General features: G+C 62.7%; 25 protein-coding genes. 15 read left to right on the forward strand and 10 right to left on the reverse strand.

The window, feature by feature from the left end; genetic code table 11:
- Position 1 precedes the first annotated feature (1 nt).
- Positions 2-1,288 carry a homoserine dehydrogenase gene (locus Q0899_RS18505; RefSeq protein ID WP_299194895.1) on the reverse strand — a complete coding sequence of 429 codons (1,287 nt, stop codon included), beginning with the start codon at positions 1,286-1,288 and terminating at the stop codon, positions 2-4.
- A 67-nt stretch (positions 1,289-1,355) separates the two neighbouring features.
- Positions 1,356-1,715 carry a hypothetical protein gene (locus tag Q0899_RS18510; RefSeq protein WP_298359859.1) on the reverse strand — a complete coding sequence of 120 codons (360 nt, stop codon included), beginning with the start codon at positions 1,713-1,715 and terminating at the stop codon, positions 1,356-1,358.
- 101 nt (positions 1,716-1,816) lie between these two features.
- On the opposite strand from Q0899_RS18510, the gene Q0899_RS18515 reads away from it, so the two are divergent.
- Positions 1,817-2,413: a TetR/AcrR family transcriptional regulator gene (locus Q0899_RS18515; RefSeq protein WP_298299050.1), complete on the forward strand. Its 597-nt coding sequence runs from the start codon at positions 1,817-1,819 to the stop codon at positions 2,411-2,413.
- Between the two features lie 66 nt (positions 2,414-2,479).
- Here the strand turns inward: Q0899_RS18515 and glyA are convergent, their stop codons facing one another.
- The gene (gene glyA / locus Q0899_RS18520) at positions 2,480-3,775 is read right to left on the reverse strand and encodes a serine hydroxymethyltransferase (RefSeq protein WP_299194900.1); all 1,296 of its coding nucleotides are present in this window, start codon (positions 3,773-3,775) and stop codon (positions 2,480-2,482) included.
- Positions 3,776-3,962: 187 nt separating this feature from the next.
- Between glyA and Q0899_RS18525 the strand changes: the two genes are divergently transcribed.
- The 9 genes from Q0899_RS18525 (at position 3,963) to Q0899_RS18565 (ending at position 14,902) form a co-directional block, all read left to right on the forward strand.
- The gene (locus tag Q0899_RS18525; protein ID WP_298293252.1) at positions 3,963-4,730 is read left to right on the forward strand and encodes an NAD kinase; all 768 of its coding nucleotides are present in this window, start codon (positions 3,963-3,965) and stop codon (positions 4,728-4,730) included.
- A 79-nt stretch (positions 4,731-4,809) separates the two neighbouring features.
- Positions 4,810-7,095: an NADP-dependent malic enzyme gene (locus Q0899_RS18530; protein WP_299194903.1), complete on the forward strand. Its 2,286-nt coding sequence runs from the start codon at positions 4,810-4,812 to the stop codon at positions 7,093-7,095.
- A 76-nt stretch (positions 7,096-7,171) separates the two neighbouring features.
- On the forward strand, positions 7,172-9,064 hold the full coding sequence (locus Q0899_RS18535; RefSeq protein WP_299194906.1) for a propionyl-CoA synthetase: 1,893 nt from the start codon (positions 7,172-7,174) through the stop codon (positions 9,062-9,064).
- A gap of 352 nt (positions 9,065-9,416) precedes the next feature.
- Entirely contained in the window at positions 9,417-9,803 is a 387-nt protein-coding gene (locus Q0899_RS18540) for a cytidine deaminase (RefSeq protein ID WP_298293246.1), read from the forward strand.
- Positions 9,803-11,113, forward strand: coding sequence for a thymidine phosphorylase (locus tag Q0899_RS18545; RefSeq protein WP_299194910.1), 1,311 nt, complete (start codon positions 9,803-9,805; stop codon positions 11,111-11,113). Before Q0899_RS18540 ends, Q0899_RS18545 begins: the two co-directional genes overlap by 1 nt.
- Entirely contained in the window at positions 11,110-12,243 is a 1,134-nt protein-coding gene (locus tag Q0899_RS18550) for a phosphopentomutase (protein WP_299194914.1), read from the forward strand. Before Q0899_RS18545 ends, Q0899_RS18550 begins: the two co-directional genes overlap by 4 nt.
- Positions 12,240-13,226, forward strand: a complete 987-nt coding sequence (locus tag Q0899_RS18555) for an adenosine deaminase (protein WP_298293241.1) — start codon at positions 12,240-12,242, stop codon at positions 13,224-13,226. Before Q0899_RS18550 ends, Q0899_RS18555 begins: the two co-directional genes overlap by 4 nt.
- Positions 13,219-13,851: a uracil phosphoribosyltransferase gene (gene upp / locus Q0899_RS18560; protein WP_298293239.1), complete on the forward strand. Its 633-nt coding sequence runs from the start codon at positions 13,219-13,221 to the stop codon at positions 13,849-13,851. The genes Q0899_RS18555 and upp overlap by 8 nt, the downstream gene beginning before the upstream one ends.
- A gap of 67 nt (positions 13,852-13,918) precedes the next feature.
- Complete coding sequence (locus tag Q0899_RS18565) at positions 13,919-14,902, forward strand: hypothetical protein (protein WP_299194917.1); 984 nt, start codon at positions 13,919-13,921, stop codon at positions 14,900-14,902.
- A gap of 5 nt (positions 14,903-14,907) precedes the next feature.
- Here the strand turns inward: Q0899_RS18565 and Q0899_RS18570 are convergent, their stop codons facing one another.
- Both Q0899_RS18570 and Q0899_RS18575 read right to left on the reverse strand, forming a co-directional pair.
- Positions 14,908-15,927, reverse strand: a complete 1,020-nt coding sequence (locus Q0899_RS18570; RefSeq protein WP_298293235.1) for a hypothetical protein — start codon at positions 15,925-15,927, stop codon at positions 14,908-14,910.
- 169 nt (positions 15,928-16,096) lie between these two features.
- Positions 16,097-17,722 (reverse strand): AMP-binding protein, encoded by a 1,626-nt coding sequence (locus tag Q0899_RS18575; protein ID WP_299194921.1) that lies wholly within the window; start codon positions 17,720-17,722, stop codon positions 16,097-16,099.
- Positions 17,723-17,805: 83 nt separating this feature from the next.
- Between Q0899_RS18575 and Q0899_RS18580 the strand changes: the two genes are divergently transcribed.
- The 3 genes from Q0899_RS18580 (at position 17,806) to Q0899_RS18590 (ending at position 20,098) form a co-directional block, all read left to right on the forward strand.
- The gene (locus Q0899_RS18580) at positions 17,806-18,717 is read left to right on the forward strand and encodes a DMT family transporter (protein WP_299194924.1); all 912 of its coding nucleotides are present in this window, start codon (positions 17,806-17,808) and stop codon (positions 18,715-18,717) included.
- A complete protein-coding gene (locus Q0899_RS18585; protein WP_299194927.1) occupies positions 18,714-19,364 on the forward strand; it encodes a sulfotransferase family 2 domain-containing protein in 651 nt (216 codons plus the stop codon). The genes Q0899_RS18580 and Q0899_RS18585 overlap by 4 nt, the downstream gene beginning before the upstream one ends.
- Before the next feature lie 116 nt (positions 19,365-19,480).
- Complete coding sequence (locus Q0899_RS18590) at positions 19,481-20,098, forward strand: Hint domain-containing protein (RefSeq protein ID WP_298293227.1); 618 nt, start codon at positions 19,481-19,483, stop codon at positions 20,096-20,098.
- 103 nt (positions 20,099-20,201) lie between these two features.
- On the opposite strand, the gene Q0899_RS18595 is transcribed toward Q0899_RS18590, so the two are convergent.
- Complete coding sequence (locus Q0899_RS18595) at positions 20,202-21,113, reverse strand: MBL fold metallo-hydrolase (RefSeq protein ID WP_299194931.1); 912 nt, start codon at positions 21,111-21,113, stop codon at positions 20,202-20,204.
- A gap of 196 nt (positions 21,114-21,309) precedes the next feature.
- Between Q0899_RS18595 and Q0899_RS18600 the strand changes: the two genes are divergently transcribed.
- Both Q0899_RS18600 and Q0899_RS18605 read left to right on the forward strand, forming a co-directional pair.
- Positions 21,310-22,161, forward strand: coding sequence for a hypothetical protein (locus Q0899_RS18600; protein WP_299194933.1), 852 nt, complete (start codon positions 21,310-21,312; stop codon positions 22,159-22,161).
- 18 nt (positions 22,162-22,179) lie between these two features.
- Entirely contained in the window at positions 22,180-22,524 is a 345-nt protein-coding gene (locus Q0899_RS18605) for a hypothetical protein (protein ID WP_299194935.1), read from the forward strand.
- A 60-nt stretch (positions 22,525-22,584) separates the two neighbouring features.
- On the opposite strand, the gene Q0899_RS18610 is transcribed toward Q0899_RS18605, so the two are convergent.
- The 4 genes from Q0899_RS18610 to Q0899_RS18625 are packed head-to-tail and all read right to left on the reverse strand — an operon-like array spanning position 22,585 to position 26,731.
- Positions 22,585-24,777: a 3-hydroxyacyl-CoA dehydrogenase NAD-binding domain-containing protein gene (locus Q0899_RS18610; protein ID WP_299194937.1), complete on the reverse strand. Its 2,193-nt coding sequence runs from the start codon at positions 24,775-24,777 to the stop codon at positions 22,585-22,587.
- Positions 24,774-25,760: a hypothetical protein gene (locus Q0899_RS18615; protein WP_299194939.1), complete on the reverse strand. Its 987-nt coding sequence runs from the start codon at positions 25,758-25,760 to the stop codon at positions 24,774-24,776. Before Q0899_RS18615 ends, Q0899_RS18610 begins: the two co-directional genes overlap by 4 nt.
- Positions 25,753-26,214, reverse strand: a complete 462-nt coding sequence (locus Q0899_RS18620) for a cupin domain-containing protein (RefSeq protein WP_299194941.1) — start codon at positions 26,212-26,214, stop codon at positions 25,753-25,755. Before Q0899_RS18620 ends, Q0899_RS18615 begins: the two co-directional genes overlap by 8 nt.
- Positions 26,201-26,731, reverse strand: coding sequence for a hypothetical protein (locus Q0899_RS18625; protein ID WP_299194943.1), 531 nt, complete (start codon positions 26,729-26,731; stop codon positions 26,201-26,203). Before Q0899_RS18625 ends, Q0899_RS18620 begins: the two co-directional genes overlap by 14 nt.
- Between the last annotated feature and the right edge of the window lie 16 nt (positions 26,732-26,747).

The raw sequence follows: 26,747 nt of genomic DNA on the forward strand, positions 1-26,747 counted from the left end.
ATCAGACCTTTTTGATCTGGAAGGATACGGGCGTGCCGGTGACGACCTTGGTTGCTGGCAAAGCGGCGAGCGCCTGGTCGAGCATATCGGATGTGGTCGCGTGGGTGACGATCAGCACCGGCGCGTTTTCGCCGGGGTGGTCGTATTGGCGCATGCGGTCGATGGAGATGCCGGCCTCGCCAAGCGCTGTCGCGACCTTGGCCAGTGCGCCGGGTTTGTCGAGCAGCTCCATGCGCAAATAGTAAGGCGCCGCGAGCGCGGTTTTGGCGGTTGCGGGTTTTTCCAGCGTCGCGGCGGGCTGGCCGAATGTAGGCAAGCGGATGTCGCGGGCGATATCCATCACGTCCGACATGACGGCCGACGCCGTGGGGCCTTCGCCCGCGCCCGCGCCGCGCAGCACGATCTGGCCCACATGGTCGCCTTCGAGCACGATCATGTTGGTGCCGCCATCCAGCTGGCCCAGCGGGCTTGTCGCGGGGACGAGGCAAGGGGTCATGGACTGCTCGAGGCCCCGCGCCGTCATCTGGGCGGAGCCCAGCAGCTTGATCTTATAGCCCATATCACCGGCGTGGCGGATGTCTTCGATGGTGACGGTTTCGATGCCCTTCAGCTTGATGCCCGCGAAATCCACCTGCGTGCCGAAGGCGATGGAGCTGAGAATGGCCAGCTTGTGGGCCGCATCGATGCCGCCGACATCCAGCTGCGGGTCGGCCTCAAGATAGCCAAGGCCGTCGGCCTCCGCGAAGACCTCTTCATAGGTGAGCCCCGCGCTTTCCATGCGGGTCAGGATGTAGTTGCACGATCCGTTCATCACGCCCATCACACGGTCGATGGAGTTGCCGGCGAGGCCCTCGGTCAGCGCCTTGATGACGGGGATGCCGCCCGCGACGGCGGCCTCGAAGCGGATGACTTTGTTGTTGGCCTCGGCAAGTTCGGCAAGGGCTTGGCCATGCATGGCGAGCATGGCCTTGTTTGCGGTGACCACGTCCTTGCCGGATTTGATCGCGGCCTCGGTCGCGGCTTTGGCGGGGCCGTCCTCGCCGCCCATGAGTTCGACAAACACGTCGACGTCGTCGCGTTTGGCGAGCGCGACCGGGTCATCTTCCCAGGCGTAGCTGGACATGTTCACGCCGCGATCCTTGGATTTGGAACGCGCGGAGACGGCGGTGATCACCACCTCGCGGCCTGCGCGTGCGCCCAGCAGGTTGGCCTTCTGGCGGACGATCTTGACCACGCCTGCGCCGACGGTGCCCAAACCTGCAATTCCCAGACGTAAAGGGTCAGCCATTGGGGTCTCCTATCGGCATAAATTCTAAGGTTGGGACCTGTTAGCGGGGATTGCAGGGGGGTGCAACTTAGCCCGGCTGCCGCCGGGCATTTCTTTGGCCGGCCTGCAGTAATTTCAGCCGCGTCGCCCCGTCAATAATGGTGCGCCCTTTGAGGGCGGCGGCCTTGCGCTTGAGGAAGGCGACGCGGGCCTCGAAGCTTTCGGTCTGCTTGACGATGGTGGTGCCCGCCTCGGAACGCGCGATCAACCCGTCCAGCGGCGCCAGCTGGGGGTAGGGCGCGTCCTGCGCCGCGGTGCTGATCGTGTTGCGGGTGTCGGGCAGATCCTTGGCGCATCCCGCCAGCACCAGCCCGGAGGCGGCCAACGCCACAGCAAAGAGAGAATGGGTGATGCGCATAACTGCTTGGCGAGCCTTGTCTTGTCTCATGGCCTTTGTTTTGTGGCACCCTAGGCGGTCGCAGGCGGGGCGGCAAGTCGGGCGCGTCCAGAAGGGCTTGAACTGAACAGACGTTCAGATACTGTGGCTGCATGGCACGCAAAACAGGTTCCCATTCCGACATCACCGGCCCCCGTGTCCGCGAGGCCGCGCTGCGGCTTTTTGCCGAGCACGGCTTCGCCGCCGTTTCCATGCGCCAGATCGCCAAGGAAGTCGGCGTGCAGGCGGGGGCCTTGTACCTTTACACGCCCGACAAGCAGACGCTGCTGTTCGACCTTTTGGCCGACCACATGCGCGCGGTGCTGGCGGGGCTGGCCGAGGTGGACATGTCCGGCGGCCCGGTGGCGCAGCTGGAAGCGTTTTCGCGCTTCCACATCCGCTTCCATCTGGCGCGGCCCGACGCGGTGTTCATCTCCTACATGGAGCTGCGCAACCTGTCTGAGGAAAACTTCGCCAAGCTGGGCGAGATGCGACGCGAATACGAGGACGCGCTGGAAGGCATTCTGGTGGCGGGCCAGCATAGCGGCGAGTTCGACGTGGATGACACGAAGCTGACCACATTGGCGCTGATCTCGATGCTGAACGGGGTGCTGACGTGGTACAAGCCCGACGGGCGGCTGACGCTCGAACGGGTCGAGGCGATCTATTCTGACATGGTTGGCAAGGCGGTGCGTTTGACCCCAGTCTGAGCGACCGCTGCGCCTGTGGGGGCGCAACGGGATTGAGTATTTGAGCCAAAACGAAGCTTGTTTGGCCTAGAGCTCGGCGTAGATTGGGAACTTGCCGCACAGGGCGAGGACCTCGGCCTTGACCTTGGCCTCGACATCCGCGTTGCCCTCTTCACCGTTGGCGGCCAGCCCGTTCATCACCTCGACGATCCAGTCGGCGATCTGGCGGAACTCAGGTTCCGAGAAGCCGCGGGTGGTGCCCGCCGGCGAGCCCAGGCGCAGGCCGGAGGTGATCATCGGTTTTTCCGTGTCGAACGGGATGCCGTTCTTGTTGCAGGTGATGTGGGCGCGGCCCAGCGCGGTCTCGGCGGCGTTGCCTTTGACGCCTTTGGGGCGCAGATCGACCAGCATGACATGGGTGTCGGTGCCGCCGGTGACGATGTCGAGCCCGCCGCGGGTCAGCTGGTCGGCCATGGCTTGCGCGTTCTTGATCACTTGGCGTTGGTAGTCCTTGAAGCCCGGCTCAAGCGCCTCGCCAAAGGCCACGGCCTTGGCGGCGATGACATGCATCAAGGGCCCGCCCTGGATGCCGGGGAAGATGGCGGAGTTGAACTTTTTGGCCATCGCCTCGTCATTGGTGAGGATCATGCCGCCGCGCGGGCCGCGCAGGGTTTTGTGAGTCGTGGTGGTGGCGACATGCACATGCGGGAAGGGCGAGGGGTAGACACCCGCCGCGATCAGCCCCGCAAAATGGGCCACGTCGGCCAGAAGATAGGCGCCGACTTTGTCGGCAATGGCGCGGAAGCGGGCGAAATCCAGCTGGCGCGGGATGGCGGAGCCGCCGGCGATGATCATCTGCGGTTTGTGCTCCAGCGCCAGGGCTTCGAGCTGGTCATAGTCCACATCCAGCGTGTCTTCGCGCACGCCGTATTGCACCGCCTTGAACCATTTGCCGGACTGGTTGGGCTTGGCCCCGTGGGTCAGGTGGCCGCCCGCGTCGAGGGACATGCCGAGGATGGTGTCGCCGGGCTGCAGCAGCGCCTGGAACACGCCCTGGTTGGCCTGGCTGCCGGAGTTCGGCTGCACGTTGGCGAAGCCGCAATCAAACAGCTTGCAGGCCCGCTCAATCGCGAGGTTCTCGGCCACATCAACATACTGGCAGCCGCCATAGTAGCGCCGGCCCGGATACCCTTCGGCGTATTTGTTGGTCATGACGCTGCCCTGGGCCTGCATCACTGCCTTGGAGACGATGTTCTCCGAGGCAATCAGCTCGATCTCGTCGCGCTGACGCCCAAGCTCGGAGGTGATCGACACGAAAAGGGCGGGGTCGCGGTCAGCAAGGTCCTGGGTGAAAAAACCGGTGTCGCGGTGAGAGGCGTTCATGGGGCGTGCTCCTGATGGCTGCGCGTAAAGTTGCGCCCGCAATACGGGGAATCACGCAGCGGGGGAAGCGTCTAAAACGACGCGGATTATGGGAAATACGGCGATGGATTATGAATTTGGCTCAGGGTTTGGGGCTTGTCTTTTCGGGCTTGCGCGGCAAACACTTGCGCAAGGAGCGCGCTAAGGTATGCCGAAGACTGGAAAAATTGCCTTCATGGCCTCGGAAACGCATGTCGCGGAAGACGCGCTGCGGGCGCTGAAGGCGCGGTACGGGCAGGCCCCGTTGGAGACGGCGGACGTCATCGTGGCCCTGGGCGGCGACGGGTTCATGCTGCAAACCCTGCATGGCACGCAGGCCTCGGACACGCCGGTTTACGGAATGAACTGCGGCACCGTCGGCTTTTTGATGAATGAATACGCGTTGGAGGGGCTGTCAGAGCGGCTGGACGACGCGGTGGAAGAGGCGGTGAACCCGCTGCGCATGGTGGCCAAGAAGGCGGATGGGTCCACCTACGAGGCCTTGGCGATCAACGAGGTGTCGCTGCTGCGCGCCGGATCACAGGCGGCGCGGTTGCGGATATCCGTCGATGGGCGCGAGCGGATGGACGAGCTGGTCTGCGACGGCGCGCTGGTGTCCACGCCTGCCGGGTCAACCGCCTACAACTATTCTGCCCACGGGCCGATCCTGCCGATAGGGTCGGACGTGTTGGCGCTGACGGCCATGTCGGCGTTTCGACCGCGCCGGTGGCGGGGGGCGTTGCTGCCCAAGTCCGCGCGGGTGCAGTTTGACGTGTTGCAGCCGGAAAAACGGCCAGTGATGGCCGATGCGGATGGGCGGTCGGCGGGCAATGTGCTGTCGGTGGAGATCACCTCGGACCCGACCGTGACGCACCGCATATTGTTCGACCCCGGCCATGGGCTGGAAGAGCGCCTGATCCGGGAACAATTTGCGTAGAGCCTTTATTTGTTGCGCTATTGTGGAAGAAATCGAGATAGTTTAATATTAAACTACTTTTTGGGATGGAGAATGACAGATGGCCGATGAACGCAAAGAGTCGCAGAAACAATCGGCCCTAGACTACCATAAATACCCCAAACCCGGGAAGCTGGAGATCCGCGCGACCAAACCTTTGGCCAACGGGCGGGATTTGGCGCGGGCCTATTCCCCGGGGGTTGCGGAAGCCTGCCTGGAGATCAAGGAAGACGCGGCAACGGCGCGGGACTACACCTCGCGCGGCAATCTGGTGGCGGTGGTCAGCAACGGGTCCGCCGTGCTGGGCTTGGGCAATATCGGCGCGCTGGCATCCAAACCGGTGATGGAAGGCAAGGCGGTTCTGTTCAAGAAATTCGCCAATATTGACTGTTTCGACATCGAGCTGGACGAAAAAGACCCTGAAAAGCTGGCCGACATCGTCTGCGCGTTGGAGCCGACTTTCGGGGCGATCAACCTTGAAGACATCAAATCGCCGGACTGCTTCGTGGTCGAAAAACTTTGCCGCGAGCGGATGAACATCCCCGTGTTTCACGATGACCAGCACGGGACCGCGATTGTGGTCTCTGCGGCGGCGACCAACGCGTTGCGGCTGTGCGACAAAAAGTTTGAAGACATCAAAGTGGTGTCCACCGGCGGCGGCGCGGCGGGGATTGCGTGTTTGAACATGCTCGTGACCTTGGGTGTGAAGCGCGAAAACGTGTGGCTTTGCGACATTGCCGGGCTGGTCTACGAGGGCCGGACCGAGGAGATGACGGAGCAGAAGGCGGACTACGCGCAAGCCACCGACCTGCGCACGCTGGATGACGTGATCGAGGGGGCTGATCTGTTTCTGGGGCTGTCCGGCCCCGGGGTTTTGACGCAGGATCATGTGAAGAAGATGGCGGACAAGCCGATCATCTTTGCACTGGCCAACCCGACGCCGGAAATCCTGCCGGATCTCGTGCGGGAGGTGTCCCCGGACGCCATAATCGCCACGGGGCGCAGCGATTTTCCCAATCAGGTCAACAACGTGCTGTGTTTCCCGTTCATTTTCCGGGGCGCGTTGGATGTAGGCGCGACCGACATCAATGACGCCATGAAGATAGGTTGTGTCGAAGGGATCGCCGCCCTGGCGCGGGCCACAACCAGCGCAGAAGCCGCCGCCGCCTATCGCGGCGAAGAGATGCTGTTTGGGCCCGATTACCTGATCCCGAAACCGTTCGACCCTCGCCTGATGGGGGTCGTGGCTTCCGCCGTGGCGAAAGCGGCCTGCGAGAGCGGGGTCGCGACGCGGCCGATTGAGGATTTGGACGCCTATAAGGAGGGTTTGGACGCCTCGGTCTTCAAATCGGCCATGATCATGCGGCCCGTCTTCGAGGCCGCCGCGACCCAATCGCGACGCATCGTCTTCACCGAAGGCGAAAGCGAACGGGTGATGCGGGCGGCCAACGCGATGTTGGAGGAGACCACGGACAAGCCGATCCTGATCGGGCGGCCCCGGGTCATCGAGGCGCGGGCGGAGAAGTTGGGCCTGTCGATCAAGCCCGGCGTCGATTTCGAGCTGGTGAACCCTGAAAAGGACAAACGCTACCGCGCGTATTGGCAGACCTACCACAAGCTGATGGCGCGCAAGGGGGTCACCCCCGATTTGGCCAAGGCGATCATGCGCACCAACACAACCGCCATCGGCGCGGTCATGGTACATCGCGACGAGGCGGATTCGCTGATTTGCGGGACGTTTGGGCAATATCTGTGGCACCTCAACTATGTCAGCCAGGTGCTGGGTGGGGGTGATGAGGCATTGCATCCCGTGGGCGCGTTGTCCCTGATGATCCTGGAAGACGGGCCGCTGTTCATTGCCGATACCCATGTGCATGCCGCCCCCTCTGCCGAGCAGATTTCTGAGACGGTCTGCGCGGCCGCCCGCCATGTGCGCCGCTTTGGGGTGGAGCCGAAAATTGCGCTCTGCTCGAACTCGCAATTTGGGAATTTGGATTCGGCCTCTGGACGCCGCATGCGCGAAACCCTCGCCATTCTTGACGGCGCAGAGCGCGATTTTGCGTATGAGGGCGAGATGCATGCGGATGCCGCTTTGGATGAAACGGTGCGCGCGCGGCTGTTCCCGGATGCCCGCTTTGAGGGGGCTGCGAATGTGCTGGTGTTTGCCAACACGGACGGGGCCTCCGGCGTGCGCAACATTCTGAAAATGAAGGCTGGCGGGCTGGAAGTGGGGCCCATCCTCATGGGGATGGGCAACAAGGCCCATATCGTCACGCCGTCAATTACCGCGCGCGGTTTGCTCAACATGTCGGCAATCGCGGGAACGCCCGTGGCCACATACGGTTAGCGTTAACTTCAGCGCAGGGGCTTGCGCGCCGTGTGACGCATCGGCAAAACAGGCTTGGTATCGGGGAGGAGCCGCCATGAGTTACGCAGATGTTTACCAATCGTGGAAGAATGATCCCGAGGCCTATTGGATGGCGCAGGCGGACGCGATTGACTGGGTGACCCCGCCCTCAAAGGCGCTATTTGCCGAGAACGCCCCTTTGTATGAATGGTTCAAGGACGCGCAGGTCAACACCTGCTGGAACGCCGTGGACCGCCATGTGGAGGCGGGGCGCGGGGATCGAACCGCGATCATTTATGACAGCCCCGTCACGGAAATGGTGCGCCATATTTCTTACGGTGAGTTGAAGGAACAGGTGGCCTCGCTTGCGGGGGCGCTGACGGCCAAGGGCGTGACAACCGGGGACCGTGTCATCATCTACATGCCGATGGTGCCCGAGGCGCTGGTCGCCATGCTGGCCTGCGCGCGGATCGGGGCCATTCATTCGGTGGTGTTCGGCGGGTTCGCCTCCAACGAGCTGGCGGTGCGCATCGATGACGCGACGCCCAAGGCGATCATCGCGGGCTCCTGCGGCATCGAGCCGGGGCGCATTGTGGAGTACAAACCGCTGCTGGACGGCGCGATAGAGCTGGCCCACCACAAGCCCGAATTCACGGTTATTTTTCAGCGGGACCAAGCGGTTGCGCCGCTGAAAGCCGGGTTCGACTTTGACTGGGCCGCGCTGCAAAAGGATGCCGCGCCGGTGGACTGCGTGCCAGTTTCAGGCGACCATCCGGCCTATATTCTGTACACCTCCGGGACCACCGGCGCGCCCAAGGGGGTTGTGCGCCCGACAGCCGGGCATCTGGTGGCGCTGAACTGGACGATGAAGAACATCTACGATGTGGACCCGGGCGATGTGTTCTGGGCTGCCTCCGACGTGGGCTGGGTCGTGGGCCACAGCTACATCTGCTACGCGCCGCTGGTCGCAGGCAACACCACCGTGGTGTTCGAGGGCAAGCCCGTGGGCACACCAGATGCGGGCACGTTCTGGCGGGTCATTCAGGACCATAACGTCAAAAGCTTCTTCACCGCGCCGACCGCGTTTCGCGCCGTCAAGCGCGTCGACCCGGATGGGGCGTTCATCAAGAAATACGACCTGTCGGGGCTGAACACGATCTATCTGGCGGGCGAACGCGCCGACCCCGACACCATCGAATGGATGCAGGACAAGCTTGGCAAACCGGTGCTGGATCATTGGTGGCAGACGGAAACCGGCTACACCATCGCGGGCAACCCTTGGGGCATTGAGAAGATGCCGGTCAAAATCGGCTCCCCCACCGTGGCGATGCCGGGCTATGACGTGCAGATTCTGGATGAGGGCGGCAATGAAATGCCGGCGGGCGAGCTGGGCGCGATTGCCATCAAGCTGCCGCTGCCGCCGGGCACCTTGCCCACGCTGTGGAACGCGGAGGAGCGGTTCCTGAAAAGCTACCTCAACACCTTCCCCGGCTATTACGAGACCGGTGACGCGGGCATGATTGACGAGGACGGATACCTCTACATCATGGCGCGCACCGATGACGTGATCAACGTGGCGGGCCACAGGCTTTCGACCGGCGGCATGGAGGAGGTTCTGGCAGGCCATCCTGACGTCGCCGAATGTGCGGTGATAGGCGTGGCCGATGAGCTGAAAGGCCAGCTGCCGATGGGGTTCCTGTGCCTCAGCAACGGGGTGAACCGGCCGCATGAAGAGATCGTGGCCGAAGTCATCCAACGCGTGCGTGACCAGATCGGCCCCGTCGCCGCCTTCAAGCTGGCGTTGGTGGTGGACCGTCTGCCCAAGACACGGTCCGGCAAAATTCTGCGCGCGACGATGGCGGCGATTGCTGACGGGCGGGACTACAAAATGCCCGCCACCATTGACGACCCGGCCATTTTGGACGAGCTGACCGAGGCGCTGACGGCTGTAGGTTATCCGCAAGGCTAGGGTCAGGACCCGCTGATACAAGGATGCTGGCGTCAAAACCGCGAGATTTCGGTGGTCTGAGACATGCAGCAACGAACGGGTTCATTGCAAATGGCTCATGCCGCTGAAATGAAGCGGTTTTGTCGTCCGTCGGATTCGGCGGATTTTCCCTGTGAGCTGCGTTGCATCCGATCTAAATAGAACCACTATTTTTTCTCGGATGCGCCTTGTCACAAGAAAAATCTGCCGAACCAGCAACCTTGGATCAGCGGGTCCTGACCCTCGGCTTCTTTCTGCTCTAAATATGCATGTCGCGCCATTGCACCTCGGCGCGGCGGGGATCACTATGGGGCAACACCAAAAAGGAGCCCCAATGGACCTCATCGACCACGCCCGCGCGGTACGCGAAAACGCGCATGCCCCCTATTCCAAGTTCAAGGTTGGCGCTGCGATCAAGACCGCGTCCGGCGCGGTCTTTTCCGGGTGCAATGTCGAAAACGTGGCCTACCCAGAAGGCACCTGCGCGGAAGCCGGGGCCATTGCCGCCATGTGCGCGGCGGGGGAGTATGAAATTGCCGAGATTGCGGTGATTGCCGACAGCCCGACGCCGATCCCGCCCTGCGGCGGCTGCCGCCAGAAGATTGCCGAATTTGCCAATGCCGCCGTGCCCGTGACCCTGGGCACCATCGCGGGCGAGACGCAGGTGACGTCCGTCTCGGCCCTGCTGCCGGGCGCCTTTGACGCGAGCCACATGGCCTGATGGACGCCCGATCTATCATTGCGAAAGTGCGCGCGGGCCGGGTCGTTTTGCCGGAGGAAGCCCGCTGGTTTGGCGAGGCGTTGAACACCAGCGCCGTCACCGACGCGCAGGCGGGGGCCTTTGCCATGGCGGTCTGCCTCAAAGGCATCGGCCCCATGGCGCGCGTGGCGCTGACCGAAGGCATGCGCGATTCCGGGGACGTGTTGAATTGGGACCTGCCCGGGCCCGTGCTGGACAAACATTCCACCGGCGGCGTGGGGGATCCGGTCTCTCTTGTTCTGGCCCCCGCGCTTGCCGTTTGCGGGGCCTATGTGCCGATGATTTCGGGGCGGGGCCTGGGCCATACCGGCGGCACGTTAGACAAGCTGGAGGCCATTCCGGGCTATGTCTGCGAGATCGGCCCTCAAAGGTTGGACCATGTGGTGCGCGAGGTGGGCTGCGCGATTGTTGGGGCCACGGGGCGGGTGGCCCCGTCCGACAAACGGCTATACGCGATACGCGACGTGACCTCGACCGTGGAAAGCGTGGATCTGATAACCGCCTCAATTCTCAGCAAAAAACTGGCGGCGGGGCTGGGCGGGTTGGTGTTGGACGTCAAAACCGGCTCCGGCGCGTTCATGGAAAAGCTGGAGGACGCGACCACTTTGGCGCAGGCCTTGGTCGATGCGGCCAACGGCACCGGCTGCGCCACCTCGGCGCTGATCACCGACATGTCACAGCCCTTGGCCAATGCCGCCGGCAACGCGGTAGAAATCCGCGCGGTTATGGAGGCGCTGACCGTCAAAGGCGCGCAGCGACGGCTGCGCGAAGTTGTGGTCAGCCTTGGTGGCGTGTTGCTGGCGGACGCCAAGCTTGCCAAGGATGTGGAGAAGGGGGCCGAGATGATCTCGGACGCCATAACCAGCGGCAAAGCGGCGGAGGTGTTCGCCCGCATGGTACATGCGATGGGCGGGCCATCCGACTTTGCCGGGAAATGGAGCCGCGTGCTGCCCGAAGCCAACGTGCTGCGGGAGGTGACGCTGGGCAAAACGGGGTTTGTCAGCGCCATCGACACCCGCGCCTTGGGCGAGGCGGTGGTGCATCTGGGTGGCGGGCGGCTGAAAGACGGCGACCGCATTGACCCGGCGGTCGGTTTGTCGGCCATTGCGCGGTTGGGCGACAAGGTGGACGCCAAGACGCCCATTGCGATGGTGCATGCCTCGGACGAGCGGCGCGGGGACCGCGCGGTCAAAGCGGTGCGGCAGGCGTTCAAGCTGGCGGCGAAGGCGCCGGACGCGGCGCCGCTGATCCATGCGCGGGTGCCGGCATGAGGGCGTTTCTGGTCGTACTGGATTCCGTAGGCTGCGGCGGCGCGCCTGATGCGGCTGATTTTGGGGATGAAGGGTCCGACACGCTGGGCCATATCCACAAAGCTGTCGGCCTGAAGATGCCCAACCTCATGCGGTTGGGGTTGGGGCAGGTTATGGGGCTGGGCGGCGCGGCTGACGGGCTGTTTGGCAAGGCCACGGAACATGCGCCGGGCAAGGATACGCCCACGGGCCATTGGGAACTGGCGGGCGCGCCACCCACTTGGGAGTGGCACTATTTTCCTGACACGGAGCCCGCTTTCCCCAAAGAGATCACCCAGATGGTGGCGGAGTTTTGCGGCTCGGGCGGCATTTTGGGCAATTGCCACGCCTCGGGCACCGAGATCATCGAACGCCACGGCGCGGAGCATATGCGGACCGGCAAACCGATTTGCTACACCTCTGTCGACAGCGTGTTTCAGATCGCGGCGCATGAAGAAAGTTTCGGCTTGGGTAAGCTGTTGGACCTCTGCCGCCACATCGCGCCTGCCCTGCATGACATGAAGCTGGGCAGGGTGATCGCGCGGCCATTTCTGGGCGAAGGCCCGGCAAATTTCGAGCGCACCAAAAACCGGCGCGATTTCGCGATGGACAACCCCTCGCAGACCTTGCTGGACTGGGCCACGGCGGAGGGGCGCGCCACCTATGGTATTGGAAAGATTGGCGATATCTTCTCGGGCCGTGGCATTGGTGAGAGCCGGAAAGGCACGGATGCAGAGCTGATGGGGCACTTGCACGATCTGGTGCGCGACGCACCTGACGGCAGCCTGACCTTCGCCAATTTCGTGGAATTCGACACCAAGTTCGGGCACCGGCGTGACCCTGAGGGCTATGCTGGGCATCTGGAATGGTTTGATGGGGCGATTGGGCCGGTGTTGGCCGACATGCGCGACGGTGACCTGATGATGTTCACCGCCGACCACGGCAACGACCCGACCTGGCGGGGCACGGATCACACGCGCGAACAGGTGCCGGTGATTGGCGCGGGCGTTGGGCCGCGCGACATCGGGGAGGTTAATTTTGTCGACGTGGCGGCCTCGGTCGCGGACCATTTGGGGCTGGCGCAACGCGGCCCCGGCAGGAGCTTTCTATGACCGGTATTCCCAAGGTTGAGCTGCATTTGCATCTGGAAGGCGCGGCCCCGCCCGCGTTCATCCGCGGGCTGGCGCAGGAAAAGGGCGTCAATCTGGACGGCGTGTTCAACGAAGACGGGACCTACCGGTTCGAAGATTTCGTGAGCTTCCTGCGCACCTATGAAGCGGCGACCGCCGTGCTGACCGGCCCCGAAGAATTTCGGCGGTTGACCGAAGCCGTGCTGGAACAATCGGCGGCGGAAGGCGTGATCTACACCGAAGCCTTTATCAGCCCCAATTTTTGCGGCGGCGGCGATCTGGGCGCGTGGAAAGAATACGTGGCCGCGATGAAAGAGGCGGCGGATGCCGCCGAGCGCGACAGCGGCATCATCATGCGCGGCGTGGTCACCTGCATCCGCCATGAAGGGCCGGACGCGGCCAAGCCTGACGCGCTATGCGCGGCGGAAACGATGGGCGATTTCGTCACCGGCTGGGGCATGGGCGGGGACGAGAGCGTCGGCACGCAGGGCGATTACGCCTACAGTTTCGACATGGCGCGCGAAGCCGGGTTGCGGCTGACCACCCATGCGGGCGAGTGGGGCGGCGCGGCCTCCGTCTGGCAGGCGGTGCGCGACTTGCGGGTGGAACGCATCGGCCACGGGGTGCAGTGCATTGAGGACCCGGCGTTGGTGGATCATTTGGCGGAGCACGGCATCGTGCTGGAGGTCTGCCCGGGGTCCAACGTGGCCTTGGGCGTCTTCCCCGAATGGTCGAAACACCCGATTGAAACGCTGCGCGACAAGGGCGTGCGGGTGACCGTGTCCACCGATGATCCGCCGTTTTTCCACACCACGCTGCGCCGCGAATATGATATGCTGGCCGACACGTTCGGCTGGGACGAAGAGGTGGTGCGCGCGGTCAATATTGACGCGGCCAAAGCCGCGTTCTGCGACGACGCGACCCGAGAGAAATTGCTGAAGAAACTGGAGCCCCAAGATGCCTGACCACCTGACCGTCGTCGACCACCCATTGGTGCAACACAAGCTGTCGCTGATGCGTGAGAAGGGAACGTCGACCGCCGTATTTCGGCAGCTCTTGCGCGAAATCTCGCAGTTTCTGGCCTATGAGGTGACGCGCGGGCTGGAGATGACCACCAAGCGCATCGAGACCCCGATGGAGCCGATGGACGCGCCCGTCCTTGCGGGGCGCAAGCTGGCGCTGATCTCGATCCTACGGGCGGGCAACGGGTTGTTGGACGGCATGTTGGAGCTGATCCCATCTGCCCGCGTGGGCTTTGTGGGGCTGTACCGCGACGAGGAAACGCTCAAGCCCGTGCAGTATTATTTCAAGGTGCCCGACGCGATGGGCGAACGGATGGTGATCGCCGTGGACCCGATGCTGGCGACGGGGAATTCCTCTGTCGCGGCGATTGATTTGCTGAAGGACGCCGGGGCGACCAACATCCGATTCCTGTGCCTGCTGGCCGCGCCCGAGGGCATCGCGCGGATGAAAGAGGCGCATCCCGACGTCCCGATTGTGACAGCGTCGGTGGATAGCCACTTGAATGACAATGGATATATTGTGCCGGGGCTAGGGGATGCGGGCGACCGCATGTTCGGCACAAAATAGGGTATATCCAGCCTTTACTAAATAGTGGTCGTCGGGCATTCTAACCCCACATTTTGTGGGGATGGATATGCGCGTTTTTAAGTATCTGGCGGTTGCGGCACTGTCTTTGGGCGTGGGGGTCGGCGACCTCGCGGCGCAGGGCTTCTCGGGCCCCGCGGAAACCCCGCCTGCCAGCTTCACCGGCAATCAATATGTCGACAGCCGCGGTTGTCTGTTCATCCGGGCAGGCTTTGGCGGGCAAACCCGCTGGGTGCCGCGCGTCTCGCGCTCGCGCAAGCCTGTTTGCACCGCGGGCGCGTCCCCGTCGGCGGCCAAGCGCACCACGTCGCGCACCGCCGCGCGCAGCCAGGGGCAGATCGTTGACCCGCTGGCCGGCGCACCGATCATTGGCGGACCAAATGTGAAAACCGCGGAGACGGCCAAACCTGTTACCACCCGGACCGCAGCGCAGGCCGCGCCAAAGGCGGCCGCGACCCAGGTTGTCCGGCGTCCCGCGACGCAACCCAAGGCAACCACCCGTGTCGTGCGGCGCGTGCAACCACAAGCGGCCGCCCCGAAAACCACAACACGGGTCGTGCGCGGTACGCAGCCTACGCTGCGCACCACAACCCGTCTGGTGCGCCAGCAACAGCAGCAGCAAAAGGTCATCCGCCGCACGCAGCCGCAGACCGTGACCCGTGTGGTGCGCGCACCGCGCACCACCACCCGCATCGCAGGCCAGGCGCCGCAATCCAGAACCGTGACCCGCACAGTGCGGCGCGTTCCGCAGACCACCGGCGCCCAAAGCGATGTCGCCGCGACTAACCCGAACCAGCGTGTTGGTCCCGCAAGCGCACCGCGCGTGATTGCCGAGGCCCAGACCATCCGGCCACCCAAAGGATATAAAGCTGCGTGGAAGGACGATCGACTCAACCCCTATCGCGGGGTCAGCACGCAGGCGGGCAAACGCCAGATGCAAGCGGTGTGGTCCAACGAGGTGCCGCGGCGATTGATCAACCCAAGCACCGGCAAGCCTGTGGGCAAGCGCCGGCTGGGCATTCTGGGCCTATAGGGCGGCTACTCGGTGCAGATCGCCTGAAGGCTGATCCAATCCCCATCTGACAGCAACCGCGGCGCGTCGGCGCCCCGAAACGGGTCGGCCTCGATCAGCTCGATCGTGGCCTCCCCGGTGACATCCACGGCATAGGCAAAGGGCGTGGCCGAGACCCGCGCCGATTTGAGGCTGGCAAGCAGCGGCTGGGACAGGATCGGCTGCTCGGGTTGGGCCAGAAGGGTTTCGGCGTAGGATTTCAGCGCGGCATCGTCGATATGGCCGGTGGTCAGCAGGCGGAAGGTCGACTTGGACCCGGCCTGCTGCAGCAGGGCGGTCATCGGGTCGGCGTCGCGTCGGTCAGTGAGCGCTTTGATCATGTAACCGGCGGCCACATCCGGGCTGTCATGGTCCTCGACCAGCGTGGCATCCAGCAAGAGAAGCCGCCCGGGCAGCACCAGCGTGTCCCGGGTGCCCAGATCGGGGACGACATAGGCCTTGCGCAATTTGCTTTGCAGGGCCCGCGTCTTGAGGCGGGCCAGCGCGGCCGCGCCCAGCGTGTCGCGGCAAGTGTCGCCCGTCAGCCGGGTCATGTGGCCCAGCAGCGTGGTGCCGATGGCAAGACGCGTGCTTTCAGGCAGCACAGCGACCGTGTTGCGCACAAGCGCCTGCGGCAGCCACAAAAACCCGACGGCGACAATGGCGGCGACAATGCCGCTGGAGACCGCCAACCGCAGCCTGCCCGAATGCGGGCGGCGTTTCTCGATGGTTTTGCGGATCTTTTCGACGGCATCGATCATCTCGTTGTCGTCAAGTTCCAGCTCTTCCTCCGCGTCGGGGGCGGGTTTGAACAGCGCCGGGCGCTTGCCGGGGTTGACGCGGTGGACCGCCGGAAGCGACCAATGCGCGAGCGCGGTGTCCGTCTTGTCCTTGATGATCAGTGAGGCATCGCCGAAGGTGACCGCCACGTCGCGCCTTTGGGTCTCGCTGCTTTCGCGCCAGATGCCGATGGATTCCAGTCTGTCGTAGTCTTTGAGCGCCGTCATTTTGTGCGGCTTGCCTGTTTTACTTGTTATTGGAGCAGCCTAACGGGGAATGGGCGGCGGCTCAATTATATTGTGTGCTGCGCACGCGTGACGTTTTTGCGTTCGCCACGCAGGCTATATGGGGGCGCTGCCCCCAAACCCCCGAGGTATTTTTGAAACAATGATGGGGTCAGAGGGTTTTGGCCTGCGTCCGCAGCTCGAATTTCTGGATTTTGCCGGTAGAGGTTTTGGGAAGCTCCAGAAAGACCACCTGTTTGGGGGTTTTGAAGCCCGCCAGCTGCGCGCGGGCGTGATCGATCAGGGCTTGGGCGTCTTCTTTGGCGCCGTCTTTGAGTTCCACAAAGGCGCAGGGGACTTCGCCCCATTTGTCATCTGGTTTGGCGACCACGGCGCAGAGGTTCACGTCGGGGTGGGACATCAGCACGCCCTCGACCTCCACGCTTGAGATGTTCTCGCCGCCTGAAATGATGATGTCCTTGGCGCGGTCGGCGATCTGAATGTAGCTGTCGGGGTGCTGGAAGGCGATGTCGCCGGAATGGAAATGCCCGCCCTCGAATGCCTCGGCGGTGGCGTCGGGGTTTTTGAAATAGCCTTTCATCACCGCATTGCCGCGCATGACAATTTCGCCCTGAGTCTGCTTGTCCATGGGGACCTGGCTGTTCTTCTCATCCACCACGGTGACATATTCCATCATCGGGAAGGCCACGCCCTGGCGGGCCTTGATGGCGGATTTTTCATCCTGGCTTTGCGCGTCCCAGTCGCTGTCCCAGACGCATTCGGTGACATGGCCGTAGGTTTCCGTCAGCCCGTAAACCTGCGTGACGTTGAAGCCCAAGGTTTCGATCTTGGCCAGCGTCGCGGGGGCGGGGGGGGCGCCTGCGGTGAAGACCTCGACCGTGTGGTCGAAGGGTTTGCGGGCAGTTTCCGGCGCGTTGACGATCATGTTGAGCACAATCGGCGCGCCGCCAAAATGGGTGACGCCTTCATCCGCGATGGCGGTGTAGATGGCTTCGGGTGTGATGTCGCGGCAGCAATGCACGGTGCCGCCAAGCACCGGCATCATCCAGCTGTGGTTCCAGCCGTTGCAGTGGAACAGCGGCACGATGGCCAGAAAGCGCGGGTGCAGCTGCATGCGCCACGAAATGACCGTGCCCATCGTCATCAGATAGGCGCCGCGGTGGTGGTAGACGACGCCTTTGGGCCGGCCGGTGGTGCCGGAGGTGTAGTTGAGGCTGAGGCTTTCCCATTCGTCCATGGGCATCAGCCAATGGAACGCCGGGTCGCCGCCTTTCAGCACGTCCTCATATTCGGGGAACCGGCCGGTGGCGGGGTAGTCGGCCTGCGGGTCGGCGACTTCGATGATTTCGGGGCCGTCGCCGTCGCAGGCGTCCTTGGCGGCCTCGGCCAGCGGCAGGAATTGCGTGTCACACAGCACAATCTTGGCCTCGCCGTGATCGAAGATGTAGGCGACCGTGCCGGTGTCCAGCCGCGTGTTGATCGTGTTGAGCACCGCGCCGCAGGCGGGCACGCCGAAATGGGCCTCTGCCTGCGCGGGCAGGTTGGGGATCAGGGTGGCGACCACGTCGCCCGGCTTGATGCCGCGCTGGTGCAGGGCGGAGGCCAGCTGCGACACCCGCGCGTGGTATTGCGCGTACGTGTAGCGGCGGGCCCCGTAGACCAGCGCTTCTTTGTTGGGGAACACCGTTTTGGCGCGGTTGAGGTGGCTCAGCGGCGTCAGCGGCACGTAATTCGCGGCGCGTTTTTCGAGACCCGTCTCGTCTGACATCCAACCCATTTCAGCTCTCCCAAACTGTAATTTGATGGACACGGATACTGGACAAATGTCAGACATTTGGAAAGAGGGAAAACGAGGATTTCATGGCAGCATCACGCACCACCCAGGCGGCGTTGTTTTCGGTGACCGGCATGGCGCTGATCGGGTTCATCGACAATTTTGTGCGGGTGATGGCGCAGGATATCGGGTTGTGGCAGTTCCATTTGGCGCGCTCCTGCTTTGTGCTGGCGATGATGGTGCCACTGGCCTTGGCAATGGGGTGGCAGGTGCGGCCCCTGCGCTTTTGGGCGGTTGCGGTGCGCAGCTTTTTCATTGCCACGTCCATGGTGCTCTATTTCGGCGCGGTGGCGGTGCTGCCGATTGCACAGGTGGGGGCGGGTCTGTTCACTGCGCCGATTTTCATTCTGGTGTTTTCGGCGCTGTTTTTCGGGCTGTCGGTTGGCAAGTGGCGCATCTTTGCGGTGATGCTTGGCTTTGCGGGCGTGCTGGTGCTGCTGAGGCCGGAAGCGGGCGCGTTCAGCGCCTTTTCCCTGATCCCGGTGCTGGCGGGGGCGCTTTACGGGTTCGGGTCGGTCTGCACCCGGCAATATTGCGAGGGCGAGGGAACGATTGCCCTGTTAACCGGCTTCTTTGTGGTGTTGGGGCTGTGGGGCACGTTGGGGCTGATCTGGTTTGCGGCGACGGGCCAGGTGACCGACCCCGCGCGCGACGGCTTTTTTGGCACGGGCTGGCAGCCTTGGGTGGCATCGTCGGTGTTCTGGACGGCGGCGCAAGGGATTGTCTCGGTTGTTGCCATTGGCTGCATCACCCGCGCCTACCAGATCGGGGAGGCCAGCCGCGTGGCGGTGTTTGAGTATTCTTTTCTGATCTTTGCGGGCTTTTGGTCCTACATCTTGTTCAATGAGCTGCCGGACGCTTTGGGCCTGCTCGGCATTGCGTTGATTATTGCCGCCGGTGTGGTCATCATCCTGCGCAGCGGGCAGGAGAGCACATGATTTATTCACCCAAACACGGCTACATCTTCATCCACATCCCCAAGACGGGCGGGACCTCCATGGCATTGGCGCTGGAAAACCGCGCCGCCAAGGACGATGTGATGCTGGGCGACACGCCGAAGGCCATTAAGCGGCGCACGCGGGTGAAAGACGTGGCGGCGGCGGGGCGGCTTTGGAAACATTCGACCCTGTTTGACATTGACGGGCTGGTGACGCGCGAACAGGTCGCCGCCAGCAAGGTTTTCTGCATGGTGCGTAACCCGTGGGACCGCGTTGTCAGCTACTACCACTGGCTGCAAACCCAGAATTTCTACCACGAGGCGGTGCGCATCGCCAAAACGTCTGATTTCAGCGAATTCCTGAACCACGACCACACCAAGGCGACCTTCAAGGCCAACCCCTATGGCCGATACGTGACCGGCGCGGACGGCAGGGAACAGTGCGACCTGTTCGTGCGGCTGGAGCATCTGGACGAGGACCTGCCAAAGCTGGAGGCGCTGATTGGCCTGAAGCTGCAGCCCTTCCCGCATGAGAACAGCTCGGAGCGGGGCGCGGCCTATCAAGGCTATTACGGGCTGTCGGACAAACGGCTGGTGTCGCAGCTGGCGGCGGAAGACATCGAACGGTTCGGCTACAGCTTCGATTGAGTCATTGTTCTCAATCTGGACACAATTCGCCCCGAAATGACCACTTTGCCGCCGAACGAGCGGCCAGTTCCCAACGCATCCTCACCTCAATCGAACGTAAACGACAGGTGGGACTGATGTTTTTCAAATCGAAAGCCAAGGCCGCAAAGGCCGCCGCACCGCTGGTGCTGAACGTGGCCCCGGCTCCGGGGTTCTTTGCCGGGACCGAGGTGGCGACGCGCTACGCCTGGACCAAGGTAGAAGACCTCAAGGTTGGCGACACGGTGCTGACCGCCCAAAATGGCGAGCAGGACATCGTGCGGATCGAAACCGGTGAATTGAACGTGTCGGCCCACGCGGCGGCGGCGGGGCAGTGGCCTTTGCTGGTGCCCGAAGGCGCGCTGGGAAACGAAAAGGCGATGATGGTGTCACCGGGCATGCGGGTGGTGATCGAGGATGACGCGGCCGAGGCGCTGTTTGGGCAAAGCTGTGTGGCAGTTCAGGCCGAAGCGCTCATCGGATATAATGGTATCGCGCGTGCACGGGTCTCTGGCCCGATGGCGCATGTCACTTTGGTTTTTGCTGACCCGCAATGCGTGGTGGCCGGGGGCGGGCTGTTCTTTGACCTTCCCGACGCCCGCGGCGTGAGCAACTTCTTACCGCTGGACGAGCGGCAATCCCGCCAGCTGGTCAGCCGCATGTCGAACGCCGAGCGCAAGCAGCGCGGGCCGACGCCAAAGGCGGCTTGGATATAACCCTCCTGAGACGTCCTCCTCCAATGACGGTTTCCAAATGAAAAGGCCCGCTCAGTCCGAGCGGGCCTTTCTTTCGTGTCCCGGTTGGCTACGCGGAGATCTCTTAGAGCAGCTGGTAGCTATGCGGCACGTAGCGGTAGCCGCCCTCGCCGCGTGTTTCGATAAAGCCCATGCCGGGGAAGGGCATGTGGTAGCCGATGATCGGGAAGCGGTCCGCGGCGGCCATGTCCATCAGCTTTTTGCGGCTGGCGGCGGCCGCGGCCTTGTCCATGTCGAACCGCACTTCCCATTCGGGGTAGGCCACGGACCAGACGTAGTGGTTGGCCAGATCAGCCATCAAGAACAGCTGCTTTCCACCGCTTTCGAGCATATAACCCATATGGCCCGGGGTGTGGCCGAACGCGTCCACGGCGGTGACCCCGCCGCGCACGTCCTGGCCGGGGCTGAGGAAGGTCATCTTTTCCGCCAGCGGGCGGACTTTGGCCTCGAAGTTTTCGTTCTCCGCCTTGGCCCAGGCGTCGAATTCCACCTGGCCGGTCAGATAGGCGGCGCCCGCAAAGGTCTCTGCGCCGCCTTCGTCGCTTAGACCGCCAATGTGGTCGCCATGCATGTGGGTGATGACCACGTGGGTGACGTCGGATGCGGCGTAGCCCGCGGCCTCAAGCGCCTTGGTGGTGCCAGCGGGGTTCAGGCCTGTGTCGAACAAGATCACCTCCGACCCGGTGTTGACCACGGTCGGGGTAAAGAAGAACTGCGCGGCGTCGGTGGGCAGGAAGTTGGCGGCGCTGACCTCGTTGAAAGTGGCGTCATCCACGTTCAGCCCGAAGATCTTGTGCGGGTCCTCCACGCTGCGGCTGCCGACCAGCAAGGTGGTGACCTTGAAGTCGCCGAGCGTGAAGTCGCGGTGGGTCGGCATGGTCGTTGCCGCATGGCCGTCGGCCAGCGTGACGGTGGGGACGGCGGCCATCGGCAGGGCGGCCCCCGCAAGAAGGGTTTGGCGGCGGGTGAGTTTCATGGGGTGAACCTTTCTGTTGAGCAGCATTGGGTAGAAAATAGGGCAAGATGACGCTGCGGCAACTCAAGCTGCCGTGAACGGGGTGCTGCATCGGGTGCGCCCGGGCGTTCGGGGCGGGGCTGATTTGCATGGAATCGGTTTGTTGGGTACGCTTGCCTGCATATTTTGACGAAGAGATTTGATTTAGGAGATTGTGATGCTGAGCGCGCTCAGACCAAAGGCTCTCGCCGTTTTTATGGTGTTGCTGGGGGCCTGCACGGACCCTTTGTCACAAGAAACGGGCGAAGAATTCCAAAGCCTTGCAAATGCAGCGGCGTCTTTCGTAGGAGCCCCCGGAGAGTTGCAACGCAAAGCCTTGCGCGGCGCGCGGGAGCACCAGAACGTCTGCAACTATCTGAACGGCAGACCCTACGCGCTGGGCGAGGATCGCACCAAAATCAACGTGTCCAAGCTGGCGGCGGAACAGGAAGCGGCGGGCAAAGCGCTCAAAAGCTACGTCGAGGCGCTGGTAGACGCGTCGCGTGGCGGCAGCATCAGCAAGCTGGACGAGGCCAAAGAGAAATTCCAGTCCGGCGCAGGCGATCTGTTGAAGGCCGCGAATGTGTCCTCGCTGAAGGCAGGTGTCATTTCCGCTGGCGTCGCCTTGGCCGTCCGGGCAGGGGAATCGCGCAGGCAGCAAAAGATCAGGGACGTGATGTGGAGCAACGTCGACACATTGGCCCGGTTGGAAATTTTGCTGTCAGACGATCTCAGCCGCGTCACCCGCGAAACGGAAGCGGCCGTTGCCGCCTGGGACCGCGCCACCAGATGCGTGCTGCGCGCCAATAGAAGCCGCTCCGACGCCATCCCGCGGCTTCAGGATTACGACCAGCAACGGTTGGAAATGTCCAAATTGCTTGGCGCGGTGCGCAACGCCCCGGCGGCAGTGAAGAAGCTGCGCTTTGCGCATCTGATCGCCGCCAAAAGCCCGGAGAGTTTCGAGGACACAATCAAGGACGTGGTTGAGGTCCTGCAAGAGCTCGACGCGATACGCGATGCGGTCAATTAGCAGTGAGGGAGTGAGGATATGCCAGCTACCAACGTCAATTATGGGCTTGCAAAGAACCGGCTGAAGAACGCGTTGGGTGACTTGCTGCTGATCCAGTTGAAAACCGACAACCTGACCGCGGCCGACAAGAAGGCGTTGGAGGCGTCTATCGACGCTTTGGATGCCGAATATCTTGGGATCATTCGCAAGCAGATGCAGGACGAAGACGATGATGGGTCGCCCTACGCCAGGGTCACCCAGAAATTCAAGCAGGCGGAGGCCGACCTGACGAAGATCAAGGAGGATCGCCAAAGGTTGGCAAATGCCCTTGTGTCCGTGTCGAAAATTCTGGGGTCGATTACCAAGGTGCTTAGCTTGATTTAGGCCCCAAAGAAAAAGGCCCGCACCGTTATGGGCGGGCCTTTTTCAAGCTATGTTAGTGACTTACGCCGCTTTGGCGGGGTCAAACCGGCCGTAGAATTCCTGACCTTTCGCGGCCATGTCTTCCAGCAAAGCCGGGGCCTTGAACCGGGGCCCGTGCTTTTCGGCCAGCGCGTTGGTGGTTTCCGCCGCCCAAGGTGTGCCGACCATGTCGAGCCAGGACAGCGGCCCGCCCGACCAAGGCGCAAAGCCCCAGCCCAGGATCGCGCCGACATCGCCTTCGCGGATGTCGAGCAGCACGTTGTCCTCAATCGCGCGCACGGCCTCCAGCACTTGCGCGAACAGCAGGCGGTTCTGCACCTCGGCCAGTTCTGGCTGGTCGTCGGAGACGGGGTATTTGGCTTCCAACCCGTCCCAAAGCAGCTGACGCTTGCCCTTTTCGTCGTAGCTGTAGAAGCCCGCGTTGGCTTTGCGGCCCAAGCGGCCCTCCGCCTCCATCCAGAACAGGATTTCGTCGACGGCGTCGTCGTATTCGTCGCCCAAAGCGGCCTTGGTGGCTTTGGCGATTTTGACGCCCAGATCGACGGATGTTTCATCGACCAGTTGCAGCGGGCCAAGTGGCATGCCGACCAGCTTGGCGGCGTTTTCGATCAGCGCGGGCTCCACGCCCTCGGTGACCATGCGAATGCCCTCGTTGATGTAAGGGATAATGCAGCGGTTGGCGTAGAAGAAGCGCTCATCATTGACCACGATCGGCGTTTTGCGGATCTGGCGGACATAATCCAGCGCCTTGGCGACCGCGCGGTCGCCGGTTTTGGCGCCTTTGATGATCTCCACCAGCAGCATCTTGTCCACCGGGGAGAAGAAGTGGATGCCGATGAACTGCTCCTCGTCGTTGGACGCCTTCGCCAATTCGGTGATCGGCAGGGTGGAGGTGTTGGTGGCGAAGATGCAGTCCTTGCCGACGACGGCTTGCACCTTCTTGGTGACCTCCGCCTTGACGCCCACGTCTTCGAACACCGCCTCCACGATCAGGTCGCAGCCCTCAAGGGCTGCGTAATCGGTGGTGGCGTTGATCAGGCCAAGCACCTTTTCCTTCTTCTCTTCCGTGGCCTTTTTGCGGGCGATGCCCTTGTCCATATAGGCGGTGGTGTAGGCTTTGCCCTTGTCGGCGGCTTCCTGTTTGCTGTCGATCAGCACCACTTCGATGCCGGCCAGCGCGGAGACCAGAGCGATGCCCGCCCCCATCATGCCCGCGCCGATGATGCCGACCTTCTTGACGGATTGGTCTTCGATCCCTTGCGGTCGGACCGCGCCTTTTTCCAGCGCTTCCTTGTTGATGAAGAGCGACCGGATCATTGCGCCAGACGATGGGTTCAGCAGCACATTGGTGAACCAGCGCGCCTCAATGCGAAGCGCAGTGTCAAACGGCACCATGGAGCCTTCGTAGGCCGCCGACAGCAGCGCTTTGGCGGCGGGGTAGACGCCTTGGGTCTTGCCGTTGATCATCGCGGACGCGCCGACATATGTCATGAAGCCCTCGGCGGAATAGGGCTTGCCGCCGGGCATTTTGTAGCCCTTTTCGTCCCATGGTTTCACGATTTTGGGCTCCGACAGGACCCATTCCTTGGCTTTGGCCAGCAGCTCATCGACAGGCACAACCTCGTCCACCAATCCGGCCATCTTGGCCTTCTTCGGGTCGCTCAGCTTGCCTTCCAACAGGAAGGGCGATGCCGCCATGGCGCCCATTTTGCGCACCAAGCGCGTGGTGCCGCCCATGCCGGGGAAGATGCCAACCAGAATTTCGGGCAGGCCGATTTTGGCCTTGGGGTTGTCGGCCACAAAGATGCGGTGACACGCCAGCGGGATCTCAAAGCCGATGCCAAGGCCGGTGCCCTGCATGGCGCAGGCAATAGGCTTGCCGCCCTTGTTTTTGTCGTCCATGCCGCCGCGTTCCATCTTGCGCAGCATCTGGTGGGTGGCCATCAGCCCGTCCATCAGGCCCTTGGCGGGGTTGTCGCCCGCGCTTTCCTTCATCTTGGCGATGATGTTGAGGTCCATACCGCCTGCAAAGGAACCCTCCTTGCCCGAGGTCAGGATCACGCCCTTGATCTTGTCGTCGCCCAAAGCCTCGTCAATCAGCGCGTCGAGGTCGTAAAACCCCTGCTGGTTCATGACGTTCATGGATTTGCCTACGGTGTCCCATGTGATGGTGGCGACGCCGTCCGCGTCGGTTTTCATGGTGAAGTCGGTCATGTGCGTGTTGTCCTTTCTTGGATGTCTCGCAGGGAGACCAGCGCGTCGCTGAGCTCCGGTATGGAATAGGGGAATTGGTTATTCTTGACTGAATTGGTGATCGACACGGCGCGCCAGCTGGTGCCGGTGCGCCGCAGGATGTAGCGGCTGGAAACGGGGCCGAGCTTCAGCTTGCCCTTCGAGTAGAGCGTGGCCTCGTGATAGCCGCAAAGCTGGGTGGCGCTGACAAATTCGGCCCGGTGGGCGGTGCGACGGAATTCGTCGATATCGTGGTGCTCGATCTGCTCCTTCAGCATCTCGAAGAAGGGGCGGATTTGGGCGGGGCTTTCGATGACCTCGTCGATCCGCTCCATATGCACGGTGTGGGGGAAGTCGCACAGCTCGCACCAGGCATCGAAATCGTCTTCCATGTTGGATTTGGTCAGCGCGTCCAAATACTCCTGATACAGCCGCAACGGGGAGGAGTTGGTGCGCCGAATGTCGCGTTCGGCGTCGGTCTGGGAAAAGATCGGCTTGGCGCTGGTGTCAATCCGCGGGATGGCGATGGGGTAGCTGTTGTTGACCAGCGAGGTCTCAAGCAGCGTCATCTTCCATTCGCCATTCTCTCGGCTGAGGGTTGCGCGGTTTTCATAGGACGGGATCATCGGCGTCGAGTTGCACAACGTGTGCGTGATATGCGTGCCCTCAATGTAATTTTCGCTCAGGAACTCGGCGCGGTTGGCCAGCCGGATGTAATGGTTGATCCCCATCGCATGCAGGCTGCGCTGCATCCGCTTGATCATCACCAGCCAGTCTTCCTCTGACTCCATCAAGAAATCCGTGGTCTGGGTGGTGACCCGCAGCGGCAGTTTGATACGCGAGGTCAGCACATCGGTGTCGTAATTCATCACCGCAACCGACATCTCGTCCAGAAACTTCTGGTAGATGGCCTTGGCGGCGGCCTGCGAAACGGACGCGTCGGGATATGCCTGATCTTTACTCAAGGGCCGATCCGTCTTTGCGGGTGAAGTTGAAAGTGCCGCCTTCGACGGTAACCATCATGTCTTCGTCGCTGTAATAGCCGATCTCGGTGGGCGTGCGGGTGCCCACGACCACAAAAGACGCGTCCGCGTCGGTCTTGTTGACCAGATGGTGCCCGTTGGCGTCGCCGGCAGGGAAGGCGGCGCAGTCGCCGGGGCGCAATTCTGTTTCGCCGCTGTCGTCGATCAGGGTGCAGACCCCGGCGGTGACCACCAGAAATTCGTCTTGCTGTTCGTGCCAGTGGCGCAGGGATGACAGCGCGCCCGGTCCCAGGGTGACCAGATTGGCCCCAAACTGGGTCAGGCCGCTGGGGTCACCAAGGGCGACCTGGCGGCGGTCGCCAACCATGGCGGCGCGATGGCCGGGGTAGCCGGACCCGGTCTTTACGGGCAACGAGGCGATATCAATCTTGGGCATTTTCAGAGCTCCAGCGAGGGGGTTGGGTCAATTCGCGCTGCGCCACGTAGCTTGGCATTTTCGGGGGCTGCGCGCTGCGGGACGGTCTGGGCATCAACATGCGGTCGCCGTCGCATTTCACGGCGTTGGCGGCTTTGGTTTCGAACCAGCCGCCGTTGAGCCGTTCCAGCCGCAGGCGGTTGGCATATGGGGGGACCAGTCGGAACCCGTCGCGGATGATATGCGTTTCATGCTGGCCGCAAATCGCATCTGGGGTGATGAAATCGGCCCCGGTGGACAGGCGCACAAATTCGGTCACCCCCTGCGATGTCAACGTCCGGTGGAAAGAGAAAAACAGCCGTTCCAGATGGGCAGGGCTTTCTATCAGGGTTTCGGTGTCTTCGCAGATCATGGTGTGGGGCAATCCGATGCCCGCCAGAAAGGCGTCGAAGTCGCCGCTCAGCTGCGCGATGGAGAGCGCGTCCAGATGGGCTTGGTGAATGTCGGCTGCGTCTCGCAGCTTGGACAGACGGGTCATGTCACGGTCTCCTCTT

Source organism: uncultured Litoreibacter sp., assembly GCF_947501785.1.
GTDB lineage: Bacteria > Pseudomonadota > Alphaproteobacteria > Rhodobacterales > Rhodobacteraceae > Litoreibacter.